The following is a 14,296-nucleotide window of genomic DNA, read 5'->3' on the forward strand; positions in this document are numbered from 1 at the left end:
CGGGCAGTTGGAAACAGACCTTGTTTTCCAACTGCTGCAAATATCCCCGCCGGAGGCTCCCGAAGCGGCAAGCCGCGCGATGCTTCGGCCTTTCGCCCTTCCGCCCGCCATAGCGCGCGGGTAAGGTCGCGCCATGACCACCCCCGCGATCCAGTTTTCCGATGACCAGGCCGAGGCCTGGGATGCCGTCGCCGCCGCTTTGGAGGCGGCCGGGGTCGATATTCTCGAAGGCAATTTGCGGCCCGAGGGTGGCGGCAATCGTGTGCTCTCGGTGATCGGCAAGGCGGGCTCGGGCAAGACGCTGTTGCTGGCCGAGCTTTACAAGGCGCTCGAGGCGGCGGGCGTCGATCTGGTTTCGGGTGATTTCGAGGGCAAGCGGCGCAAGGAGCGGCGCACGCTCGCGATCCTCGCACCAACGAACAAGGCGGCGAGCGTGTTGCGTTCGCGCGGGGTGCCGGCGACGACGATCCACCGCATTCTGTACACGCCCGTTTACGACCCGGAATACGAGCGGCTCGCGGAATGGCTGACCGGGCAGGGAGAGCGCCCCAAGCCCGATCTTCTCAGCGAGATGGGCCTGACCGAGGAGGCGCTCGACCGGGCCAAGGCTTTCTACGATCTGCACAAGTCGATCCCGGCGGCGCTGGCTTCGGCAGGGCTGCGGGGCTCGGATTTCATCAATGGCTGGAAGCGGCGCGAAGACCCGCTCGATATCGGATTTGTCGACGAGGCCTCGATGCTCGACGAGCGGCAATTCGACGATCTGCGTGAGATCTTCCCGACGCTGGTGCTATTTGGCGATCCGGCACAGCTCGCCCCGGTGAACCAATCGGGCGAAATGGTCTTCGAGCGGCTGCCCGACAGCCGCAAACATATCCTGCATCGCATCCACCGGCAGGCCGAGGACAACCCGATCCTCGATCTTGCGCATATGCTGGGCGACGACAGCCTGACCTTCGAGCAGTTCGAGCGCGAGATCGAGAAGGCCGCGGCCAAGGACGACCGCGTCGTCTGGGCGGAGCGGGTGGAGAGCGATCTGATGGCGCGCTCGCCGGTGCTGGTCTGGCGCAACGCGACGCGGATCCGGCTGATCCATGCCTTCCGGGCCGCCCATTCCGCACCCGCCGACATGATGCTGCCGGGCGAGCCGCTGATCTGTGACGGGATCGAACTGCCGGTGAAGCATCGCAAGAAACGGATCGACCTGGAGGCGCGCGGGCTGATCAAGGGCGCGCAGGTGATCTATCTCGGCCCCGGCAAGAAGCCCGGTTTCTCGCGGCTGCATGTGATGGGGGCGGAGGACCCGCGGCTCTCGGCGGCCTCGATCGTGAAGATCGAGATGCCGGATGAGGAAGAGCCGTTCATCCCCTTTGCTGCCCGGATGGGGGCGACCTTCCTGCATGGCGCGGCGGTGACGATCCACAAGGCGCAAGGGTCTCAATGGGAGGATGTGCAGGTCTTCGCGCCGGATATTTACGCGGCCTATAGGGCAGGGCGGGTCGAGGCGGGCATTCCCCTGTGGAAGCGGCTCGCTTACGTGGCCATCACCCGGGCGCAGCATCGGCTTTTGTGGGTGGTGCGGGCGCGGCTGGCGCGGCCTTCGGTGCCCCTGTCTATCGACGATCTGCCGCGTGGGGGCGGGAAGCTGGAATTGCAGGCCGAGCCGCAGGAGTGAGCTGAGGCAGACCCCGGTGGGGATATTTGGGGCCAAATCGAAGGGAGGAAGTCTATGGGCGTGATGGTGGTGACCGGGGCGAGTGCCGGGATCGGGCGGGCCGTGGCCGAGCAGGCCCTGGCCAGTGGGTGGCAAGTGGCCTGTCTGGCGCGGTCTGAGGACAAGCTCGCCGAGGTTGCGGCGCAGGGCGATGGGCTGGCCGTGGCCTGTGATGTGAGCGACGAGGCGGCGGTGGGCCGGGCCTTCGCGCAGGTGGTGGCGCGGTTCGGGCGGATCGACGTGCTCTTCAACAATGCCGGGATGTTCCCGCCGGCTGCCCTGCCCGACGAGGTGCAGATGGCCGATTGGGACGCCTGTATCGCAGTGAACCTGACGGGGATGTTCCTCTGTGCCCGCGCCGCTTTCGGGCAGATGCGGGGGCAGAGCCCGCGCGGGGGGCGGATCATCAACAATGGCTCGATCTCGGGGCAGGTGCCGCGCGCGAAATCGCTCGCCTATACGACCACCAAACATGCGATCAACGGGATGACGAAGCAGATCGCGCTCGACGGGCGCGAATTCGATATCGCCTGCGGGCAGATCGATGTCGGCAATGCGCGCACGGGGTTGTTGGCAAACATGGATGCGGCGGCGACGAAGACCGCCGAGCCGACGATGGATGTGGGTGATGTGGCGCGCTCGGTCCTGCATATGGCCGCGCTGCCGCTCGAGGCCAATGTGCTCAACATGACTGTGATGGCGAGCGGGATGCCCTTCGTCGGACGCGGTTAACGCACGAAGCGGAAGATCGCGGCGGCCGCCCAGCCGGCAAACACGGCGAGCGCGAGCGACAGCAGCCCGTAAAGCGCTGCTTTCTGATGCGCGAGTGTGTAGAGCCAGCGTTCCAGGCCGATCTTGCGCACCTCGATTGCGGATTGGTACTGGTCGACCAGTTTGCCGTCGCGCAGCAGGAAGATGCGGGTCTTGTAATCGCCCTCGGTGAGGTTTGCGGGCAGTTCGAAATCGGCGCGGAAGAGCGTGTTGTCGACGATATGAACACCGCCCGTTTCCATCTCGTAAAGCCCCTGACGTTCACGGATGCGCAGCAGGGCTTCGGTGAAGGGCTTGCTGTCCTCCACCTCGATCGGCCCGGAGAAGGCGCGCATCGCGAGCGGGATCGAAATGCGTTGCTGGGTGTCGACGCGCGGATCGAGAATCTCTTCGATCGGGCCGGAGGTCGCGACGGCGTAATAACTCGGCGCCGCAGCGACGCCTACCGAGGCCGTATTCACCCAGATGCCGAATTCGCGCGATTTCTTGCGGATCGTCACGGGGCCCAGCGGGCCTTCCAGGGTCACGATCACCGCGAGTTTCTCATCGGTCGGTTCGGGGGCTTCACGTTTGACCGCGCCGTAAATCAGAATCTGTGAGCCGTCAAAGGAGGTGGTGATGCCGATATTGTCGCGGCTGAGCCCGGCTACGATCTGCTCGGGCGGGGCTTTGGTCGCTGTGGCGTCGGGCGTCGTCGCCTCCTGCGCCATGGCGGGCAGGGACGTCAGGGCAAGTGCGAGCGAGAGGAGCGTGGCGCGGATCATCCTTCCCCTCCCGTCGTAATCGAGAACAGGTCATGCGGGCGCAAGATCAGGTCGAGCCCGAGCTTGGCCGCAACGATGATCACCAAAAGCGCCAGCAGGATGCGCAACTGCTCGGCCTTGAGCCGGGCGCCGAGTCGCGAGCCGATCTGCGCGCCGACAACCCCGCCGACGATCAGCAGGAGCGCGAGCATCACGTCGACCGTCTGGTTCGTGATCGCATGCATCAAGGTCGTGAAGGCCGACACGAAGAGGATCTGGAACAGCGAAGTTCCGATCACGACCTTGGTCGGCATGTTCAGAAGGTAGATCATGGCCGGAACCATGATGAAGCCGCCGCCCACACCCATGATCGCGGCGAGCACGCCAACCGCGATGCCGACCAGAAGCGGAGGGATCACCGAGATATAAAGACCCGAGGCGCGGAACTTGAACTTGAACGGCAGTTTGTGGACCCAGGTGTGCTGCACGCGCTTCTTGCGCACGCCGGTGCCTCTTCTCTGCTTTTGCAGGGTGCGCACCGCCTCTTGCAGCATCAGCAGGCCAATAAGCCCAAGGAAAACGACGTAGCAAAGCTGCACCGCGAGGTCGATCTGGCCAAGCTGGGTGAGCAGGTTGAACACCCAGATACCGCCTGCCGAGCCAAGGATACCGCCCACCAGCAGCACCAGCCCCATCGGGATATCGACCGCCTTACGCTTGAGTTGCGCCAGCACGCCCGAGACCGACGACGCGACCACCTGGTTCGCGCCGGTCGCCACCGCCACCGAGGGCGGGATACCGATGAAGAACAGCAAGGGTGTGATCAGGAAGCCGCCGCCCACGCCGAAGAGCCCCGAGAGCAGCCCGACGATGCCGCCAAGCCCCAGCAGGGTGAACATGTTGACCGAGACTTCGGCGATGGGCAGGTAGATCTGCATGGGCCGCACCGGCTGAGGAGGTTGCAACGTCTTTGCCCGCAAGGGCCTTCGGAGTCAAACCCCGCGCATGCGCGCGAGGTCACAACTGTTGCAGATATCGTCGGAGCACCCTTTCGAGCTTGGCCGCGCCCATCGGGGCGATCGCTTTGGTCTGCTCGTGGCTGATGTTCTCGTCTGCCATGCCCGCCCCCATATTGGTGATCACCGAGACCGCCGCCACGCGTAACCCGAGAAAGCGAGCGAGGATCACTTCCGGAACGGTCGACATGCCCACCGCGTCGGCCCCGAAGATCTTCGCGGCGCGGATCTCGGCCGGGGTCTCGAAGCAGGGGCCGGAGAACCAGCAATAGACGCCTTCGGGCAGCGCGATCCCCTCGGCTTGCGCCGCGGCTTTCAGGCCTGCGCGGATTTCCGGATCATGTGCCTCGGTCAGCGGCACGAAGCGCGCGTCCGAGGGTTCGCCGATCAGCGGATTGTTCCCCGAGAAGTTGATATGGTCGTTCAGCATCATCAGCCCGCCCGGCTGGATGTCCTCGCGCAGGGAACCTGCCGCGTTGGTCAGCAGAAGGCTCTCGCAGCCCAACTCCTTCAGGATCTCCAGCGGCAGGCGCATCTCGGCGGGGTTGCCGTGCTCGTAGTAATGGACCCGGCCACCGAAGACCGCGACACGGACGCCTTCAAGCGTGCCGATCACCAGTTTCGGATTGTGGCCCGAGACCCCCGCATGCGGGAAGCCCGGCAGATCCGAGTAGGGGATCGCTGTGCCCTCGACCTCCTCGGCCAGATGGCCGAGGCCGGAACCAAGGATCAGACCGAGACGCGGGGCCTCGCTGCCCGCACGTTCGCGGATCAGGGCGGCAAGCTCAGCGCTCTTTGACATAGGGCTGTCCTCCGGCGCGCGGCGGGATCGCCTTGCCGATGAACCCGGCAAGGATGACCACGGTAAGAATATAGGGCACCGCCTGCATGAACTGGATCGGCAGGTTCACAACGCCCAGATCGATATTCGGATAGCGGTTCGAGATCGCCTCCAGCAGGCCAAACAGCATCGTCGCGCCGAGCGCCGGAACCGGGCGCCATTTCGCGAAGATCAGCGCCGCCAGCGCGATATAACCGCGCCCTGCCGTCATCTCTTTCACGAAGCCCGCCGCGAGGCCGGTCGCGAGATAGGTGCCCGCGAGCCCCGCGAGCGCGCCGGTGATTGCAACGGCGGTGTAGCGCAGGCGGATCACCGAGACCCCGGCGGTGTCGACCGATTCCGGGTTCTCGCCCACCGCGCGCAGGCGCAGGCCGAAGCGCGTGCGGAACAGCACCCACCATGTCAGTGGCACCATCGCAAAGGCGACATAGACGAGGATCGAATGGCCCGAGATCAGGTTGGAATAGATCTGCCCGATCACGGGCACATCCTTCACCGCCTCGGCGCCGGGCAGGGTGATCGGCTCGAACCGGCCATTGCCCGAAAGCTGCGGCGTGCGTCCGCCCTGCTGGAACCAGCTTTGCGCGATCAGCACCGTGAAGCCCGAAGCGAGGAAGTTCACTGCCACGCCCGAGATCAGTTGATTCCCACGGAAGGTGATCGAGGCGAGCCCGTGCACCATCGCGAGGCTCATCGAGCCGCCGATACCTGCAAGCAGCCCGAGCCATGCGTTGCCCGTGACAGCCGCAACGGCGCCGGAGAAGAAGGCTGCCATCAGCATCTTGCCCTCGAGCCCGATGTCGAAGATGCCCGCGCGTTCCGAGAACAGGCCCGCCAGGCAGGCCAGTAGCAGCGGCGTGCCCAGGCGTACGGCGCTATCGAGAATTTCGATGATCGTTGCGAAATCCATCTCAGGCCTCCTTCTGGGCGTTGGCGCGGGCGACGAAGAAATGCTCGATCGGCGCGCGGAGCATGTTGTCGAACGCTCCGGTGAAGAGGATCACAAGCGCCTGGATCACGGTGATCAGCTCGCGCGGGATCGTCGTTTCCAGCGCCAGCTCGCCGCCGCCTTGGTAAAGGAAGCCGAAGAGGATCGCCGCAAGGAACACGCCGACCGGGTGGTTACGTCCCATCAGCGCGACTGCGATGCCGATGAAGCCCGCCCCCTCGACCGAGTTCAGCACGAGGCGGTGGCCCTGACCCATCACGTTGTTGATCGCCATAAGTCCCGCGAGCCCGCCCGAGATCAGCATCGCCACCATGATCACCTTCACCGGCGAAATCCCGGCATAGCGCGCGGCCGTTTCCGAGCGTCCGAAGGCACGGATCTCGAAGCCGAGCTTGGTTCGCCAGATCAGGATCCAGACCAGCCAGCAGGCCAGAAGCGCGATGAAGAAGGAGACATTCGCAGGGACCGATTTCGAGAAGAACTGCCCGATCAGCGGCAGATCGTGGAAGGTCGGTAGATAGGTTTCCTTGGCAAACCGGGCCGTCGCCGGGTCCATTGCGCCGCGCGGGCGCAACACGTTGACCAGCATGTAATTGAGAAGCGAGGCGCCGATGAAGTTGAACATGATCGTGGTGATCACGATATGGCTGCCGCGCTTGGCTTGCAGATAGGCGGGCACCGCGGCCCAGGCGGCGCCGAAAAGTGCCCCGCCGATCATCGCGGCGATCAGTGCGATCGACCAATGCGGCCAGGGGAAGGCCAGCAGCACGAGCGCCACGCCGAGCCCGCCCAGCGTCGCCTGTCCCTCGCCGCCGATATTGAATTGGCTGGCGTGATAGGCGACGGCGACCGCGAGCCCGGTGAAGATGAAATTGGTAGCGTAATAGAGCGTGTAGCCCCAGCCATAGGGCGAGCCGAGCGCGCCCGAGACCATGACCTTGATCGCCTTGATCGGATCTTCCCCGATCAGCAGGACAACGATGCCGGAAATGACGAAGGCGATCAGGAGGTTGAGGACGGGGATCAGGGCCACATCGACCCATTTCGGTGTCTTTTCCATCAGGCGGTCTCCTCCGGTGCGGCTTCGTCGGAGATCGTCCAGCCGTCCATTCCACGCACATCATCCCCGCCAAGGCCCGCCATCAGGCAGCCCATGCCGGTCTGGGTGGCGCTCTCGACCGGGCCATGCCCCATGATCCGGCCGTCGAACATCACCGCGACCCGGTCAGCGAGCGAGCGGATCTCGTCGAGCTCGACCGAGACCAGCAGGATCGCCGCGCCCTGATCGCGTAGCTCGACGATGCGTTTATGGATGAATTCGATTGCGCCGATATCGACGCCACGGGTGGGTTGGCCCACGAGCAGAAGCGTCGGGTTCCGTTCGATCTCGCGCGCCAGCACGATCTTTTGCTGGTTGCCGCCCGAGAAGCTTTTCGCAGGCAAGGTCGGGATCGGTGGGCGCACGTCGAAGCGTTCCATCGCTTCCTGCGTGTGCTGCACGATCCCGGCATTATCCATCACGAAAGCATTCTTCTGATAGGCGGCATCGTTGTGATAGCCAAAGATCATGTTTTCCCATGCGGCGAAATCGAGGATCAGGCCAAGGTGATGGCGATCCTCGGGGACATGCGAGATGCCCCGGCGGCGGCGCGACTGGCCGTCGGAATGCTTGCCGGTGAGGTCGATCTCTTCGCCGTTGACGCGGATCGTGCCGGTAGCCTTGGCGAAACCGCCCAGCACTTCGAGCAATTCCGACTGGCCGTTGCCCGCCACGCCCGCGATGCCAAGGATCTCGCCGGCTCGGATGTTCAGGTCGATGCCCTTGAGGCGCTCGATGCCATCCTCGTCGACCACGCGAAGCTTCTCAACCTCCAGCACGGTCTTGCCGGGCTGCGCGGGCGCCTTGGTGACGTTGAGCAGCACCTTGCGGCCCACCATCAGCTCGGCGAGCTGTTCGGGGGAGGTCTCGGCCGTCTTGACCGTCGCCGTCATCTGGCCACGCCGCATTACGCTGACGGTATCGGTGATCTCCATGATCTCGCGCAGCTTGTGGGTGATCAGGATGATCGTCTTGCCCTCCTTGCGGAGGTTGTCGAGGATCCGGAACAGGTGGTCGGCCTCGGCGGGCGTCAGCACGCCCGTAGGCTCGTCGAGGATCAGGATGTCGGCCTGACGGTAGAGCGCCTTGAGGATCTCCACGCGCTGCTGGTGGCCGACCGACAGTTCTTCGATCAGTTCGTCGGGATCGACATTGAGCTCATATTCCTCAGCGAGGCGCTTGAGTTCCTTGCGGGCCTTGGCAAGCGAAGGGCGCAGGAGGGCTCCGTCCTCGGCGCCAAGGATGATGTTTTCCAGCACGGTGAAATTCTGCACCAGTTTGAAATGCTGGAACACCATGCCGATACCGGCCGAGATCGCGGCCTGGCTATCGGGGATCTGGGTGCGTTGGCCCTTGATCCAGATCTCGCCCGCATCGGCCTTGTAGAAGCCGTAGAGGATCGACATCAGGGTGGATTTGCCCGCGCCGTTCTCGCCGATGATGCCATGGATCGTGCCGGGCATGACCCGGATCGAAATGTCCTTGTTGGCCTGAACCGTGCCGAAGGCTTTCGAGATGCCCTTGAGCTCGATCGCGGGGGCCTGAGTGGCAAGGGCGGCAGTTGCCTGCCGCCCCGCCTCATTTGCCTGTGCGCCGACCATTACTGCACCGGGCAGCTGTCGTCCGACATGTAGTCATGCACCGTGACCTTGCCCGAGATGATGTCGGCCTTGGCCTGGTCGACCGCCGTCAGCATCTCCGGGGTCACCAGCGCTTTGTTGTTGTCGTCGAGCGCCACGCCCACACCGTCATCGGCAAGGCTCATGACCTTGATGCCCGGCTTGAGATCGGCGCCCGCCTTGAAGGCGTCATAGACGGCGTTGTCGACGCGCTTGAGCATCGAGGTCAGAACCTGACCCGGGTGCAGATAGTTCTGGTTGCTGTCCACGCCGATCGACAGGATGCCGCCATCGGCCGCCGCTTGCAGAACGCCGATGCCGGTGCCGCCGGCGGCCGCATAGATCACGTCCGCGCCCTGGCTGATCTGGGCCTTGGCGATCTCGCCGCCCTTCACCGGGTCGTTCCAGGCCGCCGGGGTGGTGCCGGTCATGTTCTGGATCACTTTCGCGTCGGGGTTGGCTGCTTTGACACCCTGGACGTAGCCGCAGGCGAATTTGCGGATCAGCGGGATGTCCATGCCGCCGACGAAGCCAACGGTGCCGGTCTTCGAGGCCATGCCAGCCATCAGGCCGACGAGGTAGGAGCCCTGCTCCTCCGTGAAGACGATCGACTCGACGTTGGGCTGGTCGACGACCATGTCGATGATCGCGAACTTGGTGTCGGGGTAATCGGGGGCGACGGTGTTGAGCGTGTCACCAAAGGCGAAGCCGGTCATGACGATCGGGTTTGCGCCCGACTCGGCGAGCTTGCGCAGCGCCTGCTCGCGCTGGGCTTCCGACTGCATTTCCAGTTCCTTGTACGAACCGCCCGTCTCCTCGGCCCATTTCTTGGCGCCATTATAGGCGGCTTCGTTGAAGCTCTTGTCGAACTTGCCGCCAAGGTCGTAGATCAGCGCCGGTTCGGCCATCGCGGCGCCTGCGGTCAGTGCAAGCGTAGCGGCTGCGCCGAGAAACTGTTTGAAGAAAGTCATGGATCACTCCCGGTCATTGGGGCTTTTTGAATAAGCCTATTGGCGGGTGAAGCCACCCGCAGACCTACGGATTTGGGCAGAGCTTGCCGGGGGGGTCAAGCGGCAAAATCGGTTTGACGCAGGGTCCGCCCGAAATTTTGATTGAATGGTCAGCCGGGGTGTTGATCAAGAGGCAGATTGAGAACGAGCGCGTCGATCCGGCTGCCGTCTGGGGTGCGGTAATAGGCCTTGCGGCGCCCCGATTCCGTCCAGCCGGTCGCCGCGTAAAGTGCGCGCGCGGGAGTGTTGTCCGCAGCGACCTCGAGAAAGGCGCTGACCGCCTCACGCGCGCGTGCGGCATCGGCAAAGCCTTCGACGAGGCGGCGCCCGACACCGTGGCGGCGGGCTCCGGGAGCCACGGCCAGGGTCAGAAGTTCCGCCTCACCCGCGATCACCCGTCCGAGCAGAAAGCCATGCGTCTCCTCGAGGAGGAAAACGCCCGGGTTTTTGAGCAAGGCTGAGAATTCCTCCTCGCTCCATGGGCGGGGGGTGGTGAAACAGGCCCGGTGCAGGGCGGCAAGGGCTTCGCGCTGCATCAGTCGAGGATCTTCGGCGGAGGGTCGGAGGGTGGCGCGGCATCGGCGGGCCGGAGGTAAAGTGGCGCGGGACGCTCCGGAGCCTCGCGTAGCGTATCGTGTCGCCACTGCGCCAAGCGGGCGATGCGGGGCGCGATATCCTCGATCAGCCTTGGTTCCGCCTCGGCTCCAAAGGGGCGCGCGATCGCCTCAGCTTGCCAGCCGGTGACGCGCATGTTCACGGGCAGGCGAAGCGCTTCGGGCGGAGCCTCGGGGTCGATCAGCTCAGGCGCGGCTTGCGGCACGCCATAGCGGAAATGCTGCACATAGGCCTGACCGCGGGGCGCCTCGATGCTGACCAGCTCCTGCGCATGAGCGCCGGGGCCGGTCGGATCGCGCATCACCTCGAACATCGAGACGCCGATCGCGGGCACGCCCAGAGACAGCGCAAGCCCGCGCGCCGCCGAGACCGATATCCGAATGCCGGTGAAATTGCCCGGACCGATGCCGACGCCGATCAGGTCGAGGTCGCGAAATCCCAGCCCATGCCCGTCCAGCAGCGCCTCGAGTTGGGGCATCAGCCCCTCGGTCTGACCACGCGTTGTCTCGGCGAAGCTTTGTCCGCGCAGAACCCCGCCACACAGCAGGGCCGCAGCGATCCACGGCCCGGACGTGTCGAAGGCCAGCACGTTCGGATGGAAATTACCGCGCTCTCTCACGCCGGGTCTCACGCATTGACCGGGCGGACCTCGGAAACTTCGGGAATGTAATGGCGCAGCAGGTTCTCGATCCCCATCTTCAGCGTGAGCGTCGAAGAGGGACAACCCGCGCAGGCGCCCTGCATGTGAAGGTAGACCACGCCACGCTCGAACCCGTGGAAGGTGATGTCGCCACCGTCCTGCGCCACGGCCGGGCGCACGCGGGTGTCGAGCAGTTCCTTGATCTGGGCCACGATCGCCCCGTCCTCGCCGTCATGCTCGGCATGGGCGGGACCGGCCTCGCCTTCCATCACCGGTGCGCCGGACTGGAAATGCTCCATGATCGCACCGAGGATCGCGGGTTTCGCGTGATCCCAGCTCGTCGCGTCGTTTTTCGTCACGGTCACGAAATCCGAGCCGAAAAACACGCCCGTCACGCCGGGAACCGCGAAGATGCGGGTCGCGAGCGGCGATTTCGCAGCAGCCTCGGCACTCGGAAAGTCGGCGGTGCCGGTCTCCAGCACGGTCTGGCCGGGCAGGAATTTCAGCGTCGCGGGGTTCGGGGTGGTCTCGGTCTGGATGAACATGGCATGCCTCCTTGGCTTGGGGCGGATATGCGCCTTCCGACTGAATTAATCAAGTATTGCGGCCGAGGCGTGCAGTCGCAGTCACGTGATCTGTTCGAGCTTTTCCTTCGACATCTCGCCGGGAACGATGGTGAGCGGGCACGGCAGCGTACCGGCCTGCTTTACCATTTGCGTCACGAGGGGTCCGGGCCCGCCCTTGCCGGTGCCGGCCCCCAGCACGAGCACGCCGATCTCGGGGTTCTCATTGACCACGTCGAGGATCTCGTTGACGGGCTCGCCCTCGCGGATCTGCAGTTCGGGATCGACGCCCTGCCGGTCGCGCATCCATTTCGCGAAGACCTCGAAATGCGCTTCGATCCGGTCGCGGGCCTCTTCGCGCATGATCTCTGCCACGCCGATCCAGTGCTGATACTCGTCGGGCGGAATCACCGAGAGGATGATCACGCCACCGCCGGTATGGGCCGCGCGCATCGCGGCGAAGCGCATCGCGTTGAGGCACTCGCGGGTATCGTCGAGAACGACCAGAAACTTGCGCATGGATCCTCCGGCACGGTTTGGGCGCAGATCATCGCCCGCAGGCGCGGCTTTGGCAACCACGCTCAAAGCGGAGAGCCGAGCGCCCAGTCCATATAGGCCTCGCGCGCGCGCTGCGTGCCCGTGCCGGGTTGATAGCCCACGTCGTCGAATGCCGAGACCGGGGTGATCTTTGCGAAGTTGCCCGTCAGGAAGACCTCGTCGGCCGAACGGAAATCATCGAGCGTCAGCACTGCCTCGTTCACCACCTCGCCCGCATCGCGCAACAGGCCCATCACCCGCTTGCGGGTCAGGCCTGCAAGGAAGGTGCCATTGGCGACGGGGGTGAAATACTCGCCATCCTTCACCATCCAGACATTCGCGGTCGCGGTTTCGGCGACATTGCCCATCGCGTCCTGCACCAGAGCGTTGCCGAAGCCCTTGCGCTGTGCCTCGACCAGCATCCGCGCGTTGTTCGGGTAAAGGCAGCCCGCCTTCGCATTGGTCACATTGTCGGCCATCACCGGGCGGCGAAACTGCGTGGTGGTGAGCGTCGTGGATTTCGTCGGATCGGGCATCGCCACCTCTTCGAGGCAAAGCGCGAAACCGGTTGCTCCACGCGCGGGCGCCACGCCCAGATCGGAGCCGTTGATCGCCCAGTACATCGGTCGGATATAGACCGCCGCGCCTTTGGCATAGGCTTTCAGCCCCTCGCGGGCGATCTCGACCATCTTGCCCGTCTCGATTGTCGGCTCGATCATCAGCGCCTCGGCCGAGGCATTGGTGCGCGCGCAATGCGGCTCGAGATCGGGGACCAGGCCGTCGAAAAGCCGCGCGCCATCGAAGACCGAGCTGCCCTGCCAGATGCCGTGGTCGGCCGCGCGCATAACCGCGATATCGCCCTCGTGCCACTTGCCCTCGAACCAGGTGCGGATGTTCTTGCCGAATGCCATGCCAGTCTCCTTCGTAACGCGCGCGATCCAATCACCGCGGCGGACCGAAGTCCAGAAGCGCAATTGTATCGGTGTCAGGGCGGCGCCCGCCGCCGCGGTCACACCTGCGAGAGCGCGGCGCGGATCAATTCGAGACGTTGCTTACCGAATTTGCCACGCCCACCGACGAGCCGATCAGGCCAAGCAGAGTGCGAGCGGGAACGGCAGGGCTTTCGGTCGCCAGCACGATGTCGCGCGGCTCGATGCCGAAATTCTGCGCCGAGAACAGCCCGTCGGACGTGGTCAGGTCGATCGCGAAGATCACCCGCGTTTTCGTCGGTCCTTGGCTGAGGTTGCTACGGAGTGCCGCGCGGGGATACTCGCGCAGGATCATCACGCCTTTCGGGTCGGCGCGGTTATCCGAAAGCCCGCCTGCCAGCGTAACCGCTTCAAGCGCGCTCAGCCGGGGCTGGCCAAAGGGGATCAGCGTTTCCTTCCCCGTCGCGCCGAGTGCGAGGAAATAGCGCGTGTCCTCCTCGACCGAGAGCTTGTCTCCCGGCAACAGCCGCGTGTCGAGAGACGGCGTGTCGAGCACCGTCTCGAGCGGCGCGCGATAGACCTTGCCGCCCCGGATCAGCCGAAGCTGCGGGTTGCGGAATTTCGGATCCGGTCCGCCGCCTTCAGAAAGAAGGTCAAGCACACTCAGGTTGCGATCCTCGAGTGCCACCTTTCGCGGCTGCGCGACGCCACCGATCAAGGAGACCGTCCGCCCCGGTCCGGGCGTCGTGTCAAGCTCGACCTGCGCATCGGGAATTACGGCCGCGAGCTTTTGTTGCACATCGGCGCGCGCCTGCGAGGGGGTCTTGCCCGCCACCTCGGTCGCACCGAGATAGGGCACGAAGATCGTCCCGCCCGCGCTTACCTTGGTCTGACGCAGCCCCGCGACCTGCGACTCGGGCGCGCTGAGCAGCTTGTTGTCGCCGCTCTCCCAGATCGTGAGCTGCACCGTGTCGCCGGGCGCGATCAGCGGATCTGCGCTGCCCCGGCTCGCGCGTGGCCAGGGGCCTTGGCGCTGCGCATGACGTCCGCCGTGCCACTGCGCGAGTGCGGCGAGACTGCTGCGGGTTACGGGGACATAGTCGAAGCTCGCCTCTTCGCTTTGCGCCTTCGTCACGATCTCGGATTGCAGTGCCGCTCCGCGCGGCAAGGTGCAGGCTCCGAGCGCCAGAAGGATGCCGAGGCCGAGCGCCCCGCGAAACGAAAAATGCATGTCCCGTCCCCAAGTTGTC

15 protein-coding genes are annotated in these 14,296 nt (G+C 64.9%); 2 read left to right on the forward strand and 13 right to left on the reverse strand.

Annotated elements, in window-relative coordinates:
• Window positions 1-133: 133 nt before the first annotated feature.
• Both TP2_RS09765 and TP2_RS09770 read left to right on the forward strand, forming a co-directional pair.
• Window positions 134-1,675: an ATP-dependent DNA helicase gene (locus TP2_RS09765; RefSeq protein ID WP_038076721.1), complete on the forward strand. Its 1,542-nt coding sequence runs from the start codon at window positions 134-136 to the stop codon at window positions 1,673-1,675.
• Between the two features lie 54 nt (window positions 1,676-1,729).
• Window positions 1,730-2,446, forward strand: coding sequence for an SDR family oxidoreductase (locus TP2_RS09770; protein ID WP_038076725.1), 717 nt, complete (start codon window positions 1,730-1,732; stop codon window positions 2,444-2,446).
• Here TP2_RS09770 and TP2_RS09775 read toward each other — a convergent pair.
• The 13 genes from TP2_RS09775 to TP2_RS09835 all read right to left on the reverse strand — a co-directional run bounded on the left by TP2_RS09775 (window position 2,443) and on the right by TP2_RS09835 (window position 14,277).
• Window positions 2,443-3,249, reverse strand: coding sequence for a TIGR02186 family protein (locus TP2_RS09775; RefSeq protein ID WP_038076726.1), 807 nt, complete (start codon window positions 3,247-3,249; stop codon window positions 2,443-2,445). The genes TP2_RS09770 and TP2_RS09775 overlap by 4 nt on opposite strands.
• A complete protein-coding gene (locus tag TP2_RS09780; protein WP_038076727.1) occupies window positions 3,246-4,166 on the reverse strand; it encodes a sulfite exporter TauE/SafE family protein in 921 nt (306 codons plus the stop codon). The genes TP2_RS09775 and TP2_RS09780 overlap by 4 nt, the downstream gene beginning before the upstream one ends.
• 79 nt (window positions 4,167-4,245) lie before the next feature.
• Window positions 4,246-5,046: a purine-nucleoside phosphorylase gene (locus TP2_RS09785; protein ID WP_038076733.1), complete on the reverse strand. Its 801-nt coding sequence runs from the start codon at window positions 5,044-5,046 to the stop codon at window positions 4,246-4,248.
• A complete protein-coding gene (locus TP2_RS09790; RefSeq protein WP_038076735.1) occupies window positions 5,030-5,995 on the reverse strand; it encodes an ABC transporter permease in 966 nt (321 codons plus the stop codon). The genes TP2_RS09785 and TP2_RS09790 overlap by 17 nt, the downstream gene beginning before the upstream one ends.
• A 1-nt stretch (window position 5,996) precedes the next feature.
• Entirely contained in the window at window positions 5,997-7,094 is a 1,098-nt protein-coding gene (locus tag TP2_RS09795; protein ID WP_038076740.1) for an ABC transporter permease, read from the reverse strand.
• The gene (locus tag TP2_RS09800) at window positions 7,094-8,734 is read right to left on the reverse strand and encodes an ABC transporter ATP-binding protein (RefSeq protein ID WP_051692446.1); all 1,641 of its coding nucleotides are present in this window, start codon (window positions 8,732-8,734) and stop codon (window positions 7,094-7,096) included. Before TP2_RS09800 ends, TP2_RS09795 begins: the two co-directional genes overlap by 1 nt.
• Window positions 8,734-9,723 (reverse strand): BMP family lipoprotein, encoded by a 990-nt coding sequence (locus tag TP2_RS09805; RefSeq protein ID WP_038076741.1) that lies wholly within the window; start codon window positions 9,721-9,723, stop codon window positions 8,734-8,736. Before TP2_RS09805 ends, TP2_RS09800 begins: the two co-directional genes overlap by 1 nt.
• A 149-nt stretch (window positions 9,724-9,872) precedes the next feature.
• Window positions 9,873-10,298: a GNAT family N-acetyltransferase gene (locus tag TP2_RS09810; protein WP_038076742.1), complete on the reverse strand. Its 426-nt coding sequence runs from the start codon at window positions 10,296-10,298 to the stop codon at window positions 9,873-9,875.
• Window positions 10,298-10,996 (reverse strand): tRNA (adenosine(37)-N6)-threonylcarbamoyltransferase complex dimerization subunit type 1 TsaB, encoded by a 699-nt coding sequence (tsaB, locus tag TP2_RS09815; RefSeq protein ID WP_084714148.1) that lies wholly within the window; start codon window positions 10,994-10,996, stop codon window positions 10,298-10,300. The genes TP2_RS09810 and tsaB overlap by 1 nt, the downstream gene beginning before the upstream one ends.
• An 8-nt stretch (window positions 10,997-11,004) precedes the next feature.
• Window positions 11,005-11,562 carry a NifU family protein gene (locus TP2_RS09820; RefSeq protein WP_038076745.1) on the reverse strand — a complete coding sequence of 186 codons (558 nt, stop codon included), beginning with the start codon at window positions 11,560-11,562 and terminating at the stop codon, window positions 11,005-11,007.
• Between the two features lie 81 nt (window positions 11,563-11,643).
• On the reverse strand, window positions 11,644-12,099 hold the full coding sequence (locus tag TP2_RS09825; protein ID WP_038076747.1) for a universal stress protein: 456 nt from the start codon (window positions 12,097-12,099) through the stop codon (window positions 11,644-11,646).
• Between the two features lie 62 nt (window positions 12,100-12,161).
• Window positions 12,162-13,028: a branched-chain amino acid aminotransferase gene (locus tag TP2_RS09830; RefSeq protein ID WP_038076749.1), complete on the reverse strand. Its 867-nt coding sequence runs from the start codon at window positions 13,026-13,028 to the stop codon at window positions 12,162-12,164.
• 124 nt (window positions 13,029-13,152) lie between these two features.
• Complete coding sequence (locus TP2_RS09835; protein WP_038076750.1) at window positions 13,153-14,277, reverse strand: polysaccharide biosynthesis/export family protein; 1,125 nt, start codon at window positions 14,275-14,277, stop codon at window positions 13,153-13,155.
• Between the last annotated feature and the right edge of the window lie 19 nt (window positions 14,278-14,296).

Origin of the sequence: Thioclava pacifica DSM 10166, from assembly GCF_000714535.1 — a bacterium.
GTDB classification, from domain to species: domain Bacteria; phylum Pseudomonadota; class Alphaproteobacteria; order Rhodobacterales; family Rhodobacteraceae; genus Thioclava; species Thioclava pacifica.

Excerpts from the sequence above, each read along its gene's own strand:
- TP2_RS09825 (WP_038076747.1), bottom strand. The coding sequence starts at position 12,099 with ATGCGCAAGTTTCTGGTCGTTCTCGACGATACCCGCGAGTGCCTCAAC.
- TP2_RS09820 (WP_038076745.1), bottom strand. The coding sequence starts at position 11,562 with ATGTTCATCCAGACCGAGACCACCCCGAACCCCGCGACGCTGAAATTC.
- TP2_RS09830 (WP_038076749.1), bottom strand. The coding sequence starts at position 13,028 with ATGGCATTCGGCAAGAACATCCGCACCTGGTTCGAGGGCAAGTGGCAC.
- TP2_RS09835 (WP_038076750.1), bottom strand. The coding sequence starts at position 14,277 with ATGCATTTTTCGTTTCGCGGGGCGCTCGGCCTCGGCATCCTTCTGGCG.
- TP2_RS09765 (WP_038076721.1), top strand. The coding sequence starts at position 134 with ATGACCACCCCCGCGATCCAGTTTTCCGATGACCAGGCCGAGGCCTGG.
- TP2_RS09810 (WP_038076742.1), bottom strand. The coding sequence starts at position 10,298 with ATGCAGCGCGAAGCCCTTGCCGCCCTGCACCGGGCCTGTTTCACCACC.
- TP2_RS09780 (WP_038076727.1), bottom strand. The coding sequence starts at position 4,166 with ATGCAGATCTACCTGCCCATCGCCGAAGTCTCGGTCAACATGTTCACC.
- TP2_RS09800 (WP_051692446.1), bottom strand. The coding sequence starts at position 8,734 with ATGGTCGGCGCACAGGCAAATGAGGCGGGGCGGCAGGCAACTGCCGCC.
- TP2_RS09775 (WP_038076726.1), bottom strand. The coding sequence starts at position 3,249 with ATGATCCGCGCCACGCTCCTCTCGCTCGCACTTGCCCTGACGTCCCTG.
- TP2_RS09785 (WP_038076733.1), bottom strand. The coding sequence starts at position 5,046 with ATGTCAAAGAGCGCTGAGCTTGCCGCCCTGATCCGCGAACGTGCGGGC.
- TP2_RS09805 (WP_038076741.1), bottom strand. The coding sequence starts at position 9,723 with ATGACTTTCTTCAAACAGTTTCTCGGCGCAGCCGCTACGCTTGCACTG.
- TP2_RS09770 (WP_038076725.1), top strand. The coding sequence starts at position 1,730 with ATGGGCGTGATGGTGGTGACCGGGGCGAGTGCCGGGATCGGGCGGGCC.
- TP2_RS09795 (WP_038076740.1), bottom strand. The coding sequence starts at position 7,094 with ATGGAAAAGACACCGAAATGGGTCGATGTGGCCCTGATCCCCGTCCTC.
- TP2_RS09790 (WP_038076735.1), bottom strand. The coding sequence starts at position 5,995 with ATGGATTTCGCAACGATCATCGAAATTCTCGATAGCGCCGTACGCCTG.